Here is a 16,787-nt window from a genome sequence, read left to right as displayed (position 1 = left end):
AGATGAAAGGGGGTTCTTTTTTTATGGCAAAAAAATGGGGCCAACGAGTTCGCAACTGGATGGCTAATAAAATGGATCTTCCTCAAGATGTCATGATGGATTTGCCCCGTATTACGATGATTGGACAAATCCATATCTATATAGAGAATCACCGCGGCCTGCTGGCGTTTACTGATAAAGAACTCCGTTTGCTGCTAAAGCAAGGTCAATTGTTAATTACAGGTAAGTCATTTGTGATTAAAACGATACTACCTGAAGAAATTTTACTGGAAGGAAAAATTGATCAGGTTATTTATATAACTGATAATCCGGGAGGAACAAAATGAAGAACCAATGGATCGAATTTTTTTATGGCAGGGTTACCGTAAAAGTATCTGGAAAGGGGCTTGAGCGCTTTATAAATGTTTTAACAAGAAATGGACTGCATGTTTGGCAGGTTAAACGGCATGGGACGGAAACAATTACTTTCAAAATGAGGGTCCAGGATGCCCTGAAAATTAGACATTTTGCGCGGAAAGCGGATTGTAAGCTTTCCTTTTTAGGACGAAGCGGAGCGCCGTTTTTGTTTAGAAGACTTTTAAAAAATAGCGGCTTTATGTTAGGAGCAGCCGCCTTTTTATTCATTATCTTTTTCTTATCGAATGTGATTTGGGGAATTGAAATAAAAGGAGCAAAACCGGCAACTGAGTACCAAATCCGCAAAGAATTGGACAAGATGGGTGTTAAAATCGGCAAGGTTCAGTTTTTGGTTGATAACGTGGAAGGAATACAAAGACAGTTAACTGATCGTATTGGCGCACTAACATGGGTAGGTGTGGAATTAAAGGGGACAACCTATCACCTGCAGGTTGTCGAAAAGAATGAGCCGAAAAAACCGGAGCAATTATCACCGCAGAATCTTATTGCGAAAAAGAAAGCCATCATTGTTCAGATGTTTGTTGAAACTGGCCAAAAAGTTGTTGATATTCATGACCATGTAGAAAAAGGGCAATTACTCGTATCCGGATTATTTGGTAATGACGAGAATCCCGAATTGACAGCAGCAACCGGCGAAGTTTGGGGTGAAACCTGGTATAAGAGTGACGTCCAACTCCCTTTGGAAACAAACTTTAATGTATATACTGGTAAGGAAAAACAAAAGCATGCATTATTGATGGGGAATCTTGAAATACCAATATGGGGTTTTGGGAAACCTGAATATAAGAAATATGAAACTGAAAAGACAGTTCATAAACTTCATTTTCTGAACTGGGAGCTGCCACTTTCCTATGTCAATAAAACGATTCGTGAACGGGAAGAATATTTGCGCACGTATTCCAAGCAGGAGGCTGAACAATATGCGCTTGAGCTGGCGAAAAAAGAAATAAAAAGCAAGCTAGGTGAAGATGCTATCATAAAAGATGAAAAGATTTTACACAAAGAGTATAAAAATGGTAAGGTAATATTAGCTATTCATTTTAAAATAATTGAAAACATTGCAGTCGGACAACCGATATCCAAGGAGACTCTTGAATGACAGAAAAATTAACAACGATCAATGTACAGCTTGAAAATCCCACAGAGGCCATTAACCTGCTGGGGAATTCAGATCAAAATTTAAAAATGATCGAGCAAGAGCTTGGTGTTTCCATTATCACAAGGGGTGAATCTGTCAGTTTGTCAGGCGATGAAAACAACGTCGTGATAGCTGGACAAATATTAGACCGATTACTATATGTGATTCGAAAGGGAATTAATATCAGCCAAAGAGATGTCCTCTATGCCATTCAAATGGCTCAAAAAGGAACGCTTGATTATTTTGTGAATTTGTATGATGAAGAGATCGGCAGAAATGCTAAAGGGAAAACAATTCGAATAAAAACGCTGGGGCAAAGGCAATATGTGATGGCCATTAAGAAAAATGACCTTGTTTTTGGGATTGGCCCAGCCGGAACAGGTAAAACCTATCTCGCTGTTGTCATGGCCGTAAATGCCTTGAAAAGCGGACAGGTCAATAAAATAATATTAACCAGGCCGGCTGTTGAAGCAGGCGAGAGTCTCGGCTTTCTTCCGGGAGACTTAAAAGAAAAAGTTGATCCATATTTAAGACCCCTGTATGATGCACTAAATGACGTTCTAGGAGCGGAGCATACCCAAAGATTAATCGAACGGGGTACAATAGAAATTGCTCCTCTTGCATACATGAGAGGCCGTACATTAGACGATGCATTTGTTATTTTGGATGAAGCACAAAACACAACCGATAAACAAATGAAAATGTTTTTGACAAGACTTGGCTTTGGCTCAAAAATGGTCATCACAGGAGATCGAACACAAATTGATTTGCCGAAGGGTGCAAAATCTGGTCTTATTGCCGCCGAGGAAATTTTGCAAAATGTAAATGGAATTTCGTTTATCTTTCTCGAACAAAGTGATGTTGTCCGTCATCCGCTTGTCGGCAGAATTATCGCAGCCTATGAAAAAAAAGCAAATCAGCAATAAGATGCGGGATAAACCTTGGAAAGGTTTATCCCTTTTTCCATGTCAACATGAACCTTCTCCTAGTAATAGGTGAAACTTATTCAAAAAACTGTTATCATTTTACATAAAGCGTACTTTCAGTAATAATATGTATATTCTTTCGCAAAACACATGATTTATGGGCCGTGGCTGGGGGGATTTAGTTGGATAAACTACAGCAGCACTTCATTCGGATACGAAAGTTACTCGATATTACTTTTTTTCGAATCCTATTCTTTCTTGTACTAGGAATTGTTCTTTTTGCTGCTATGTACAGTAATGTTAAGCCGGAAAAGCTGGATTTAAGCCTGTTTTCTGTCGCTGAAAAAACGATTCGATCTCCGGGGACAGTCGAAGATAGAAAAAGTACAGAAAATAAGCGAAAAGAGGCTGTTAATCAGGTGCAGCCTGTTTATTCTTTGAAAAATGAGTACACCCAAAATCGAGTCGATTTGATTACTTCCATTTTTCAATCGGCGGTAGAAGTAAATGATGAAATAAAAGAGGAAATGAAGAAGCAGGAAGAATTAGCAGCTGTGGATACACCGGAAAAGGGAGAACCGAGTGTATCAGATAAAGTGACAAGATTAAAAGCAAAATTGACAGCTGGTGTTTCAAAAGATCTCTCAGATCAAGTTTTTTCTGCGTTAGTCCAGGCAAGTAATGATGAATTGTCGATTGCAAAGGATTTGACCGTTACAGCAATTAATAATGTTATGACTAAAAGAATTTCAACTGATGATGTGGAAAATGCTAAGAAAAGGGTAGAGGAAGAATTAAAATACACTGCCTTAAGTGATAGTTTAAGATTGGCGTCCATCAATCTGGGAAGGTATGCTGTCATTCAAAATGAATTTTATGATCCCGCAGCGACAGAAGAGCTAAGGCAGCAGGCAGCTGAAAGTGTAGAACCTGTCAAAATCCTTCAAGGGCAAATTATCGTTGAAGAAGGGAAGTTAATCAATCAGGATATTTATCAACAATTAAAGCTGGTCGGCCTATTAAACAATGATAAATCGTTTAAACCCTCTATTGGATTAGTTGCGTTAATTACTATTTTCCTCTCGGCGATTTATTATTATTTTTATCAAATGAAATCCCTGCCGGAGAAACGGCAAACATCCTTGTTATTATTCGGGATTATTTTCATTCTCTCTCTCATCATTATCAAAATCATTAGCATGCTGCAAATATTTAATTTTGCCGGCATTGGGTATATTTTCCCAGCTGCCATGGGTGGTATGCTGTTAAAGATTTTAATTGATGAAAAGCTAGCGTTTCTAACGTCAATCATTATGGCGGTTTGTGGAAGTATTTTATTCAACGAAGGGGTCACGGGCACGCTTAATTTTTCCCAGGGGATTTATATCCTCTTTAGTTCCTTAGCAGCAATTTTATTCTTAAACACACAGAATCATCGGACAAAGATATTACAGGCCGGGACATTTGCTGCAATTGTCAATCTTTTGACGATAGGTGTGTTATTGTTTTTGCCAAACGGACAATTTTCCGGGATTGAATATGGGTACTATTTTATTACTGCCCTTGTATCGGGTATTGGATCTGCTGTACTAACGATTGGATTATTGCCTTTCTTCGAGGCAAGTTTTGGAATTCTTTCCACGATGAGGCTGATTGAACTTTCTAATCCCAACCATCCGCTTCTTAGAAAAATTTTAATGGAAGCGCCGGGAACCTATCATCATAGCGTCATGGTTGCTAATTTAGCGGAATCAGCCTGTGAGGCCATTGGGGCTAATGGACTGCTGGCTAGAGTAGGAAGTTATTACCACGATATTGGAAAAACTAAAAGACCTAATTTTTTTATCGAAAACCAAATGCATCTTGAAAATCCCCATGATCGACTGCCGCCTGATAAAAGTGGAAGTATCATTATTGCCCACGTTACTGACGGTTCGGCGATATTAAAGAAATATCATATGCCTAAAGAAATTATTGATATTGCCGAGCAGCATCACGGGACAACGTTACTAAAATTCTTTTACCATAAAGCACTTCAAAATAATGCTGATATAAGGGAAGAGGAGTTTCGTTATCCAGGTCCAAAGGCACAGACAAAGGAGTCTGCAGTGATTGGCATTGCTGATAGTGTGGAGGCCGCCGTCCGCTCATTATCACAGCCTACACCAGAACTCATTGAAACTCTTGTTAAGAAAATTGTCGCAGACCGGCTGCAGGATGGTCAATTAAATGAATGTGATATTACCATGAAAGAAATTGAAACGGTCTCACATACGCTATGTGAAACGTTAAAGGGGATCTTTCACTCAAGAATTGAGTACCCTGAACTGACAAAGACAAAGAAGGTGAAACAAGCATGACACTACTTATTGATTGTATTGATGAAACCAATGAACTATCGGAACAACAAATGCTTGAAGTTGAAAGAATAATTCACTTTGCCGCAAAAAAACAGCAGATTGAAGAACACAGCGAGGTTTCAATCATATTTGTTTCGAATGAGAGAATCCATGAAATTAACCGAGACTATCGCGATAAGGACATGCCTACTGACGTTATCTCTTTTGCGATGGAGGAGCTCGGTGAAGGAGAAATGGAACTAACTGGTGTAGAGCAGCCCAGAGTCTTAGGGGATATTATTATATCAATACCAAGGACAAAAGAACAGGCTGAGGAGTATGGCCATTCTTTTCAAAGAGAACTTGGATTCCTGGCAGTACATGGATTCCTTCACCTATTAGGTTATGACCATATGACGGAGGAAGAGGAAAAGGTAATGTTCAGATTGCAAAAGGAAATTTTAGATGACTATGGACTCAAAAGATAAGTCTTTCCCATTTATGAAATCGTTTATGTTTGCCTTGTCAGGGATTATGACGGCACTTCGAATGGAAAGAAATATGCGCATTCATTTTATGAGTTCATTCATTGTGCTAGTCGTTTCCTTTTACTTTTCGATTACAAAAATGGAATGGCTTTTCATCCTTTTTGCCATTGGAGGGATGTTTGCCTTGGAATTATTGAATTCCGCTGTCGAGCGAGTGGTGGACCTTGTTACCGCTGAGTACCATCCATTGGCAAAACAAGCAAAGGATTTGGCGGCAGGGGCTGTCTTAGTCTATGCGGCTCTCTCAGCTGTAATCGGGATGATCATCTTTTTACCATATGTTGTTAGACTTTTGTAATGTAATTTATTTTATCCATTTGAAATAGGCAATCGAATTCGGTAAAATGACATAATTAACTTTTGTTTTGATCATAAGTTAATTTGAGGGAAAATTCAAACTTTTTTAAATTTTATATTACTTTTTGATTGCAAGTAATGATTTTCTCTGTTTTTTGATGTAAAATAAAGAAACAGCAGATTCATGCTGGAAGGGAAGAAGTTTTGTGAATATCGAACAATTAATTGAAGAAGCAAAAAAGGCAAGAGATAAAGCTTATGTGCCTTATTCCAAGTTTGGTGTAGGAGCAGCATTGCTTACAACAGATGGAAAAATATATCATGGCTGTAATATTGAGAATGCCGCTTACAGTATGTGCAACTGTGCAGAACGAACAGCCCTTTTTAAAGCCTACTCAGAAGGTGATAGGGATTTTCACATGTTAGCCGTTGTTGCCGATACAGAGCGTCCATGTTCCCCTTGTGGTGCATGCCGACAAGTTATTTCTGAGTTATGCCCGAGAGATATGAAGGTTGTCTTAACAAACCTAAAAGGGGATATTCAAGAAATTACAGTAGAAAATCTATTGCCTGGTGCCTTTTCGCCGGAGGATCTACATGTTGAATAATGGGGATGAAAACGGATACAAATCAGGTTTTATTTCGATTATTGGCCGTCCGAATGTGGGGAAATCCACTTTCCTCAATCGAGTAATTGGTCAGAAGATTGCCATTATGAGTGATAAACCGCAAACCACTCGAAATAAAATTCAAGGTGTACTATCCCTGCCTGACGCTCAAATGATTTTTATTGATACGCCAGGGATCCATAAACCAAAACATAAATTAGGCGATTTTATGATGAAGGTTGCACAAAATACACTTAAAGAAGTTGATTTGATCCTATTTATGGTAAATGCCGAAGAAGGATTTGGACGTGGGGAAGAATTTATTCTTGAAAAATTTCAAACAATAAACACCCCTATCTTTCTCGTTATTAACAAAATTGATCAGATCCATCCTGATAAATTATTGCCAATTATTGAATCATATAAAGAAAAATATTCATTTAAAGAAATTGTGCCAATATCTGCACTTGAAGGGAATAATGTCGAACGTTTATTAGACCAAATTAAATCCTTCCTACCTGAGGGACCGCAATATTATCCTGCTGATCAGGTTACCGATCACCCGGAACGGTTTATCATTACGGAACTGATTAGAGAAAAAGCCCTGCATTTAACAAGAGAAGAAATTCCACACTCGTTGGCAGTTGTGCTGGATAAAATGGAAAGGCGAGAGGGCAAGGATATTATTCATGTCATGGCAACAGTGATTGTGGAGCGAGATTCACAAAAGGGAATTATTATTGGAAAACAAGGAAGTATGCTGAAAGAAATTGGAAAGCGGGCACGAAGTGATATTGAGAATCTTCTTGGCTCAAAAGTATTTTTAGAGCTTTGGGTAAAAGTCCAGAAAGATTGGCGTAATAAGATGTCCCAGCTTCGTGATTATGGCTTTAATGAAGATGAATATTAAATAATAACCCTTTTAAAAATATTAGCTTATCTACAAGATTATGCATGGACAACATTAACAAATATTTCGTCTTATGATTTTGGCAATGGCAGGCTATGATAAATGTATGGTTTGGGATATAACTTTAGGCTAGTCTAAATAATGAAAGGTGGGGTTTTCGATGATGGATTTTACGTGGAAAGTATTCCTCCAGACAGGTAATATTGACACATATCTTCTCTTCAAAGAGCTTGAGAAGGAAAACCAAGAAATACCCGGAAATCAGAATGAAGGTCTAGCACAAATCGATTTTCCCGTTTCATAAGCGAGTCTTGCGTATGACTTAAGAAGGTGCTTGTAATGCTTCAGAAATGTGAAGGCATTGTCATTAGAGTAAATGATTATGGTGAAACCAATAAAATTGTAACCTTATATACAAGGGAATGGGGAAAGATCGGCATTATGGCACGAGGAGCTAAAAAGCCCAACAGCCGTCTTTCTTCCATTACCCAGCTTTTTACACATGGATATTTTCTAGTACAAAAAGGTACCGGTTTAGGGAGCTTGCAGCAGGGAGAAATGATTACCTCGATGCGTTCAATTGGCGAAGACATCTTTTTAACTGCCTATGCCAGTTATATTGTTGAATTAACCGATAAATGTACAGATGAAAAAAAACCAAACCCGTTTCATTTTGAATTATTATATCAGACATTAAATTACATGAATGAAGGCTATGATCCGGATATTCTGATGCATATTTATGAAATGAAAATGTTAAATGTCATGGGATTATATCCAATCTTAAATCAATGTTCCGTTTGCGGCAGTACAGACGGACATTTTTCTTTTTCTATTCGCGAAGGCGGATTTATCTGCCACCGGTGCTTGAACCAAGATCCGTACCATTTTAAATTATCACCAGCTACAGTGAAATTATTACGATTATTTTATTATTTTGATCTTTCAAGGTTAGGCGAAATTTCTGTCAAAGAGAAAACGAAAGCAGAACTTAAAAAAGTCATAACCGCCTACTATGAAGAATATTCAGGACTTCATTTTAAAACAAAGAAATTTCTTAATTCCATGGATCAATTTCGTAATCTCTTTTAATCGGCTTGTTGACAATGCTTGAAGTTTTAGATAAAATTCTGTTTAATATCATAATTGCTATGAAGGAAAGTAGTACTTAGTCATCTCTATAAAAGCGAACCTAGGATGGTGTGAGCTAGGGTATAGGGCACTAACGAAGGCGTTCCTGAGCAAACACGTGTGGAAGCACGATTTTAAGGAGGCTGCTTTTTATAGCAGCAAATAGGGTGGAACCGCGGGTAACTCTCGTCCCTATGCTTGTAATAGCATAGGGGCGGGAGTTTTTTGTTTGATTAAAGAGTAAAGGAGAAAAAAGAATGAATGTAACAATGGAGCAAATTGTTTCACATGCAAAGCACAGAGGTTTTATTTTTCCTGGATCAGAGATATATGGAGGACTTGCGAACACGTGGGATTACGGTCCGTTAGGTGTTGAATTTAAAAATAATATTAAGGCTGCGTGGTGGAAGAAATTCGTACAGGAATCCCCTTACAATGTCGGATTAGATGCAAGCATCCTAATGAACCCGCGCACTTGGGAAGCTTCCGGGCATATCGGTAACTTTAATGACCCGATGATCGACTGTAAAAATTGTAAAGCGCGCCATCGTGCGGATAAATTAATTGAAAATGCACTTGATGAAAAGGGAATCGAATTGGTTGTTGACGGACTCCCATTTGAAAAAATGGAAGAGCTTATTAAAGAACATAATATTGCATGTCCCGACTGTGGCAGCCATGAGTTTACAGGAATTCGTCAATTTAATTTGATGTTTAAAACCTTCCAGGGGGTAACTGAATCAAGTACGAACGAAATTTTCCTTCGTCCGGAAACAGCGCAAGGTATTTTCGTTAACTTTAAAAATGTGCAGCGAACCATGAGGAAAAAGCTCCCGTTTGGTATTGCGCAAATCGGTAAAAGTTTCCGTAATGAAATCACCCCTGGTAATTTTACATTCCGTACAAGAGAATTCGAACAAATGGAACTTGAGTTCTTCTGTAAACCAGGTGAGGAACTAAAATGGTATGACTACTGGAAGAGTTTTGCTGAAAGTTGGCTATTGTCACTAGGTCTTACAAAAGAAAATCTACGGCTGCGTGATCACTCTGAAGATGAACTTTCTCACTATAGTAATGCAACAACTGATTTTGAATTTAAGTTTCCGTTTGGCTGGGGTGAATTATGGGGTGTTGCTTCAAGAACCGATTATGATTTGAAACAGCATATGGAACACTCTGGAGAGGATTTCCATTATCTTGATCCTGAAACCAATGAAAAGTATGTCCCATTTTGCATTGAACCATCGCTTGGTGCCGACCGGGTTACACTGGCGTTCTTGATTGATGCTTATAACGAAGAGCAGCTTGAAGACGGGACGACAAGAACGGTGATGCATTTTCACCCGGCTTTAGCACCGTTTAAAGCAGCCGTCCTGCCATTATCGAAAAAGCTGTCTGATGAAGCAAGAGAGGTGTTTGCTACGTTATCCAAACACTTTGCAGTTGATTATGATGAAGCTGGTTCAATCGGTAAACGATACCGCCGCCATGACGAAATTGGTACGCCGTTCTGTATTACTTATGACTTTGATTCTAAAGAAGACAACATGGTTACCGTTCGCGACCGGGACACGATGGAACAAAACCGCATCCCGATTGCCGAGTTAGTAAACTTCCTGCAAGAAAAAATGGTGTTTTAATAAGCTAGACAAACGAAAAGGTGCGGACTCCGCACCTTTTTCAATAGTACTATCAGAATCTATAACAACTTTGAGAAATGTCAAGCTCCAGCGCCCTAGCGGCTAGTGTCCTTCGCACTCCGCCCTGCGATAAGTCAACATCGATTCGCCTCCGGCGCATCGTGTTTCCTTTATCTCAGTTGGAGTGCTCCACAGGGAAAGCTTCGGCAGCATAGGCATCGGCATCGCACAAAGAAAAAGCGATAGCTTTTTCGAGGAGGCCATACGCCGCTGAACAGGGAGCTTCCGCTTTTCTGAATGGAATTGAAATAGTTTGTGGTATATAATATTCCTAAAGATAACGTACATTTTAACTGGGTATTTTAAGGTGGTGAGGACAATCGAACTAACTAAACGCCAGGAACATATATTGCAAATAGTGAAAGAAAATGGTCCCATTACAGGAGAGCAAATTGCTGATCAATTAAGCCTGACAAGGGCGACACTAAGGCCGGACCTTGCTATTTTAACGATGGCCGGTTTTTTGGATGCCAGGCCGCGTGTCGGATACTTTTATACAGGGAAATCAGGAGCGCAGTTATTGACGGAAAATTTGCAGAAAATCTATGTAAAGGATTATCAATCCATTCCGGTGGTCGTGAATGAAAACGTTTCTGTTTACGATGCTATTTGTACAATGTTTCTTGAAGATGTGGGAACATTATTTGTAGTTGACCAAAGCTCAAATCTTGTTGGGGTTCTTTCCAGAAAGGACTTGCTCCGTGCAAGTATTGGCAAGCAGGAGCTTACAAGCATACCTGTCCATATCATTATGACAAGGATGCCGAACATAACGATGTGTGAGCGGGATGATTTATTAATTGATATTGCTAAGAAGTTAATTGAAAAACAAATAGATGCCTTGCCAATTGTGAAAAAATCAGAAAATGGCTACGAGGTTATTGGCAGAGTGACGAAAACAAACATCACAAAGGCCTTTGTTTCGTTAGGTGATGAGTAAACAAAAGTATAATAACGAGGAGCTGTTGAGGGAGAATGAGTTTGCCAATCATATATGTTGTATCTGATTCGGTTGGGGAGACTGCCGAATTAGTTACAAAAGCGGCAATTAGCCAGTTTAACGGGTCTGGAATGACCTTAAAAAGATTTCCTTATGTGGAGGATCAGGAACATATCGATGAAGTGTTATCTCTTGTAGCCCATGACAATGCCATGGTCGCCTACACACTTGTCAAACCCGAAATGCGTACATATTTGAAGGAACAAGCAGAAGTGGAAGGGATTATTGCTGTGGACTTAATCGGTCCAATCATGGACCAAATTCAGATTTTTAGCGGAAAAACTCCACTTTGCGAACCTGGCCTTGTAAGGAAGCTTGATGAGGATTATTTTAAAAAGGTAGAAGCCATTGAATTTGCTGTAAAATATGATGATGGCCGAGATCCGCGGGGACTTTTAAAGGCGGATATTGTATTAATTGGGGTGTCAAGGACTTCAAAGACGCCTTTATCACAGTATTTGGCACATAAACGATTTAAGGTAGCAAATGTCCCTCTCGTACCTGAGGTAGACCCCCCTGAAGAACTTTATAAAGTTCCAATCGAAAAATGCTTTGGTTTAAAAATAAGTCCGGAGAAATTAAACAATATTAGACGGGAACGATTGATTTCTTTAGGACTAAATGATCAAGCAAGTTATGCAAATATAGATAGGATTAAAGAAGAGTTAACTTTTTTTGAAAATATTGTTAAGAAAATAAATTGTCCAGTAATCGATGTTACCAATAAGGCAGTCGAAGAAACAGCAAATGTTATTATAAATTATTTTCAAAAAGGCAGACTTTAACACATAATCATCTGATTATGTGTTTCTTTACGTAAAATGTGGAGGAAAACTGAAAAAAAGTAATGGCAAAATGATAATGAATATACTATAATAAAAAATTGTGATAAAAATATATCTTTTTAGGTTTAGAGTTGCATGGGAACGAATAAACTATTTATTGTCAGATGTCAAGGCGGAGACCCCGAAAAAATTCGACATAAATCCTTTTAAAAAGTTATTGCTTAAAGAAGGAATATACGGAGAGATGTAGAATTTATACTTATGTAAAAGGAAAACCGGCTATTTTTGTCGTTGCAGATTCTTGCCCCGTTACATATGTTACTTGGAAATATGTTGATTCATGTATGGAAGTTGCGACCTAAACAAAAATTTTGTCGAAATTTGCAGGAATCTAATCATTACCTGCCGAATATCTGTAGGACAGTAGTACAAATGGAGTTGTTTTCATGGCGGAACGCATTGCCGAAGAAAAGATAGATCAAATTCGTCAGGCTGTTGACATTGTCGAGGTAATCAGCGATTATGTTCAACTGAAAAAACAGGGGCGAAATTACTTCGGATTATGTCCTTTCCATGGAGAAAGCACCCCTTCTTTTTCAGTCTCAACGGACAAACAAATATTCCATTGCTTTGGCTGTGGAGCTGGTGGAAATGTATTTTCTTTTTTAATGGAACTAGAAGGAATGTCATTTCAAGAGGCAGCTATTAAATTAGCTTCAAAGGTTAATATCGACCTTGAGATTAATTTACCTTCAGCGGTAAGCGGGAAAAAAGTTTCAGCCGAGCTTCAATCCATGCTTGATGCTCATGAACTGTTAAGGAAATTTTATCATCACTTACTGGTAAATACAAAAGAAGGACAGCATGCATTAGAGTATTTACTGGGAAGAGGATTTACCCGGGAATCGATTGATAAGTTTCAAATTGGTTATTCTTTAAATTCGTGGGATTTTGTTTGCAAATTCCTTACTAAAAGGGATTTTGCACCTGAATGGATGGAAAAAGCCGGTTTAATGATCAAACGAGAAAGGGACGGGACGTATTTCGATCGATTCAGGGATCGAATTATGTTTCCTATTTTTGACCGTCATGGTAATACGATTGCTTTTTCAGGGAGATCATTAGGGGCCGAAGAGCCAAAATATTTAAATAGTCCCGAAACAGCAATCTTTAATAAAAGTAAAATTTTATATAATTATCACTTGGCTAAGCCAAGTATAAAAAAAGCGCAGCATGCTGTTTTGTTTGAGGGATTTGCCGATTGTATTGCAGCAGAACGATCTGGAGTGGAGAATGGTATTGCCACAATGGGGACATCCTTGACAGATGAACATATAGCCCTTTTACGACAAAGCGTTCAATCGGTGACTATCTGCTATGATTCCGATAAAGCAGGTATAGAAGCTGCTTACCGTGCAGGGAACCACCTTCATGATGCTGGGTTTCAAATTAAGGTAGCTATGATGCCTGATGGACAGGATCCGGATGACTATATCAAAAAAAATGGTCCCGACAAATTCCGCAATGAAGTGATTGGTGCAAGTTTAACCTGGATGGCATTTAAATTTCTTTACTTTCGAAGAGGAAAAAACCTTCAGAATGAAGGAGATCGGCTTGCATATATCGAAGTGATAATCAAAGAAATCAGCCGTTTGGATAAGGCTGTTGAAAGAGATCATTATTTAAGGCAGCTTTCAGCGGAATTTTCGCTATCGTTAGATGCATTAAAACAGCAGCAACAGCAAATTTTCTTTGCTGAAAAAAGAAAGTCAACTGGAAAAAATGAACCTTTCCAAAAACCCTTGGTCATCCCGAAACCAGTGAAGGAATTAAAACCTAAACATTATCAGGCGGAAAGGTGTTTAATTGCCCATATGCTTAAAAATCGCGATGTGGCATACAAGGTTCAGGAATTACTTGCAGGAAACACGTTTAATATTGATGAACATCAGGCAATAATAACATATCTGTTAGGATTTTATGAGGATCATTTGGAACCTGATAGCAGTGCATTTTTAACCTATATTCAAGATGATAATCTTAGAAGAATGGTTGCCAATATTGAAATGATGGCTATAAATGATGAGATAAGCAACCAAGAATTAACTGATTATATCAAACATGTGTTGAATTATCAAAAATTGTTAAAGATAAAAGAAAAAGAAGTGGAACTAAAAGAAGCGGAGCGACAAAGTGATTTTGGAAAGGCTGCTGCAATTGGTGATGAAATCAATCAACTGCGTAAATTGCTTTAAATTCCATTTTAGTGTCTTTGATTCTGGAAGGAGTGGACCCCCTTATGGCTGCTGAAAAATCAGCCCGTTCAAAAGAGGTTGAAAATGAATTAACCCTTGAACAAGTAAAAGACCAGTTAACTGAGCTGGGTAAAAAAATCGGTGTCCTTGCCTATGATGATATTGCGGAAAAGCTTGCTAATTTTGAATTAGAGTCTGAGCAAATGGATGAATTCTTAGAATTTCTAGGTGATCAAGGAATCGAATTGGTCGGAGATAATGACGAGGATCCGGATGATAAAAAAATTGCAAAAGAAGATGACGAAGAATTTGATTTAAATGATCTTAGCGTGCCTCCTGGAGTTAAGATAAATGATCCAGTTCGTATGTACTTAAAAGAAATCGGCCGTGTAGACCTGCTGTCTGCTGAAGAAGAAATTAAACTGGCCAACCGGATTGAAGAAGGCGACGAAGAAGCTAAGCGACGTCTTGCTGAAGCAAACCTCCGCCTTGTTGTTAGTATTGCCAAGCGCTATGTGGGCCGTGGAATGCTATTTCTTGATTTGATTCAAGAAGGTAATATGGGTCTAATCAAGGCAGTTGAGAAATTTGATTACCGAAAAGGTTTCAAATTCAGTACGTACGCGACCTGGTGGATTCGACAGGCGATTACTCGTGCAATTGCAGACCAAGCAAGAACGATTCGAATTCCAGTGCATATGGTTGAAACGATTAATAAACTGATTCGTGTTCAGCGTCAATTACTTCAAGACCTCGGCCGCGAACCAACACCTGAAGAAATTGGCGAAGATATGGATTTAACCCCTGATAAGGTTAGGGAAATTTTAAAAATTGCCCAAGAACCTGTCTCACTTGAAACACCGATTGGTGAAGAAGATGATTCACATCTTGGGGATTTTATCGAAGATCAAGATGCAACCTCACCATCTGAACATGCTGCCTATGAGTTATTAAAGGAGCAGCTGGAAGATGTGCTTGATACTTTAACTGATCGCGAAGAAAATGTTCTTCGCCTGCGTTTTGGACTGGATGATGGCCGCACCCGCACACTAGAAGAGGTGGGCAAAGTTTTCGGCGTAACACGAGAACGTATTCGCCAAATCGAAGCGAAGGCATTGCGTAAATTACGTCATCCAAGCCGCAGCAAACGCCTAAAAGATTTCTTAGAATAGAATACCGTAAAAATAGTTTACTTCTTAAAGGAGTAGACTATTTTTTTTGAAAAAAGGCTCTAATCTTTTTATATGAAAACCCTTTCTCCGTTTTTTCTTTATTTTACTGAATTGTCTATCATTTTGCAAATATCCTTCTGGATTTATTAGTTGATTTTCCTCGTTTTTATTTTTGTAAAAAAGAAATAGTTCTCATTTTCCCTTTTACTAAAGTGTTAATAATATAAGATTATTCCTCATATTACCAAATAGCAACATGATTTTTGTTATATTCGAATAATATAATATTTTTAAAAATTTATTAATATTGAGAAATTTAGACAATTTCTCTTATAATGGTAAAGAAAGCGCATACAAAAATGCCTTGGGGGGGATGGATATGAATTTTGATTTAACTTCCGAACAAGAAATGATTAAACGGACATTACGCCAGTTTGCGGATGAAGAAGTTGCGCCTGGTGCTATCGAACGGGACCGAACAAAACAATTTCCTGCAGATATATTCAAGAAACTGGCTGAGATGGGGATTATGGGGCTGCCTTTTCCTGAAGAATATGGAGGCGGAGGGGCAGATACGGTTAGCTTTGCTATCGTTGTTGAAGAATTAAGCCGTGTATGCGGCTCGACTGGAATCACCTATTCTGCCCATATTTCTTTAGGTGGGGCCCCATTATATTTGTTTGGAACGGAGCAGCAGAAACAAAAATACTTAACTCCTATTTGTACAGGAGAATCATTTGGAGCATTTGGTCTCACGGAACCTAATGCGGGGTCTGATGCAGGGGGGACAAGAACAACGGCCAAAGAAGTCAATGGAGAGTTCCTTATTAATGGAAATAAATGTTTCATCACCAATGCAAGCTTTGCCAATCATTTGGCCTTAACAGCAGTTACAGGTGAAAGAGAGGGAAAAAAGGAAATAAGTGCAATCATTGTTCCAACAAATGGAACTGGTTTTACAGTCATTGATAATTACGAAAAAATGGGCTTACATTCATCGAATACAACAGAGCTTGTATTAGAGGATGTTAGAGTGCCTGTAGAGAACCTTCTGGGAAAGCGCGGAGAGGGCTTTAGACAGTTTTTAATAACGCTTGATGGCGGACGTATCGGAATCGGCGCAATGGCTGTAGGGATTGCTCAGGGGGCGTATGAGAAAGCTCTTGCTTATGCAAAAGAGCGTAAGCAATTCGGCAAATCGATTTCCTCCTTCCAAGCGATTCAGTTTAAGCTTGCGGATATGGCAATGAAAATTGAATTGGCTCGGAATATGGTTTATAAGGCAGCATGGCTAAAAGACAAGGGCAGACCTTTTTCAAAGGAAGCCGCCATGTGTAAACTGTACGCTTCTGAGATTTGTATGGAAGTTACAGATCAAGCAGTGCAAATACATGGAGGATACGGTTATATGAAGGAATATCATGTGGAGAGAATGATGCGTGATGCCAAGCTGCTTGAAATAGGTGAGGGTACCTCAGAGGTGCAAAGAATGGTTATTTCACGATTAATTGGTTGTTAACAAGAAAATAGGGGGAAGATAACAAGGGGAGGAAAAAAGTGT

Annotated in this window: 16 protein-coding genes; all 16 read left to right on the top strand. The window is 38.7% G+C overall.

Translation table 11 applies throughout. The features are described from left to right. Positions 1-23: 23 nt before the first annotated feature. The 16 genes from yqfC to FAY30_RS17160 all read left to right on the top strand — a co-directional run bounded on the left by yqfC (position 24) and on the right by FAY30_RS17160 (position 16,745). Positions 24-326, top strand: a complete 303-nt coding sequence (yqfC, locus tag FAY30_RS17235) for a sporulation protein YqfC (RefSeq protein ID WP_149871027.1) — start codon at positions 24-26, stop codon at positions 324-326. Further along, positions 323-1,516: a sporulation protein YqfD gene (gene yqfD / locus FAY30_RS17230; protein ID WP_149871026.1), complete on the top strand. Its 1,194-nt coding sequence runs from the start codon at positions 323-325 to the stop codon at positions 1,514-1,516. The genes yqfC and yqfD overlap by 4 nt, the downstream gene beginning before the upstream one ends. Beyond that, positions 1,513-2,481: a PhoH family protein gene (locus tag FAY30_RS17225; protein ID WP_149871025.1), complete on the top strand. Its 969-nt coding sequence runs from the start codon at positions 1,513-1,515 to the stop codon at positions 2,479-2,481. The genes yqfD and FAY30_RS17225 overlap by 4 nt, the downstream gene beginning before the upstream one ends. A gap of 182 nt (positions 2,482-2,663) precedes the next feature. Then, positions 2,664-4,841: an HD family phosphohydrolase gene (locus tag FAY30_RS17220; protein ID WP_149871024.1), complete on the top strand. Its 2,178-nt coding sequence runs from the start codon at positions 2,664-2,666 to the stop codon at positions 4,839-4,841. A gap of 50 nt (positions 4,842-4,891) precedes the next feature. Next, the gene (gene ybeY / locus FAY30_RS17215; protein ID WP_411675502.1) at positions 4,892-5,308 is read left to right on the top strand and encodes an rRNA maturation RNase YbeY; all 417 of its coding nucleotides are present in this window, start codon (positions 4,892-4,894) and stop codon (positions 5,306-5,308) included. Continuing rightward, on the top strand, positions 5,286-5,666 hold the full coding sequence (locus tag FAY30_RS17210; protein WP_411675458.1) for a diacylglycerol kinase family protein: 381 nt from the start codon (positions 5,286-5,288) through the stop codon (positions 5,664-5,666). Before ybeY ends, FAY30_RS17210 begins: the two co-directional genes overlap by 23 nt. 205 nt (positions 5,667-5,871) lie before the next feature. Further along, complete coding sequence (locus FAY30_RS17205) at positions 5,872-6,273, top strand: cytidine deaminase (RefSeq protein WP_149871022.1); 402 nt, start codon at positions 5,872-5,874, stop codon at positions 6,271-6,273. Then, positions 6,263-7,183, top strand: a complete 921-nt coding sequence (gene era, locus FAY30_RS17200) for a GTPase Era (protein WP_149871021.1) — start codon at positions 6,263-6,265, stop codon at positions 7,181-7,183. The genes FAY30_RS17205 and era overlap by 11 nt, the downstream gene beginning before the upstream one ends. A 160-nt stretch (positions 7,184-7,343) precedes the next feature. Beyond that, positions 7,344-7,487: a YqzL family protein gene (locus FAY30_RS17195; RefSeq protein WP_149871020.1), complete on the top strand. Its 144-nt coding sequence runs from the start codon at positions 7,344-7,346 to the stop codon at positions 7,485-7,487. Positions 7,488-7,522: 35 nt separating this feature from the next. Continuing rightward, entirely contained in the window at positions 7,523-8,275 is a 753-nt protein-coding gene (recO, locus tag FAY30_RS17190) for a DNA repair protein RecO (protein ID WP_149871019.1), read from the top strand. Positions 8,276-8,571: 296 nt separating this feature from the next. Continuing rightward, complete coding sequence (locus FAY30_RS17185) at positions 8,572-9,954, top strand: glycine--tRNA ligase (protein WP_149871018.1); 1,383 nt, start codon at positions 8,572-8,574, stop codon at positions 9,952-9,954. 370 nt (positions 9,955-10,324) lie between these two features. Beyond that, entirely contained in the window at positions 10,325-10,954 is a 630-nt protein-coding gene (locus tag FAY30_RS17180) for a transcriptional regulator CcpN (RefSeq protein WP_190284943.1), read from the top strand. 35 nt (positions 10,955-10,989) lie between these two features. Further along, the gene (locus FAY30_RS17175) at positions 10,990-11,799 is read left to right on the top strand and encodes a pyruvate, water dikinase regulatory protein (protein ID WP_149871016.1); all 810 of its coding nucleotides are present in this window, start codon (positions 10,990-10,992) and stop codon (positions 11,797-11,799) included. Positions 11,800-12,245: 446 nt separating this feature from the next. Beyond that, positions 12,246-14,054, top strand: coding sequence for a DNA primase (dnaG, locus tag FAY30_RS17170; RefSeq protein WP_149871015.1), 1,809 nt, complete (start codon positions 12,246-12,248; stop codon positions 14,052-14,054). A gap of 44 nt (positions 14,055-14,098) precedes the next feature. Next, entirely contained in the window at positions 14,099-15,226 is a 1,128-nt protein-coding gene (gene rpoD, locus FAY30_RS17165; protein ID WP_149871014.1) for an RNA polymerase sigma factor RpoD, read from the top strand. A gap of 379 nt (positions 15,227-15,605) precedes the next feature. Next, a complete protein-coding gene (locus FAY30_RS17160) occupies positions 15,606-16,745 on the top strand; it encodes an acyl-CoA dehydrogenase family protein (protein WP_149871013.1) in 1,140 nt (379 codons plus the stop codon). The last annotated feature ends 42 nt before the right edge of the window (positions 16,746-16,787 follow it).

The organism is Bacillus sp. S3, from assembly GCF_005154805.1.
Taxonomy (GTDB): domain Bacteria; phylum Bacillota; class Bacilli; order Bacillales; family Cytobacillaceae; genus Neobacillus.
The sequence above is the reverse complement of the archived record's forward strand: the minus strand, read 5'-3'. Positions and strand labels throughout refer to the sequence as shown.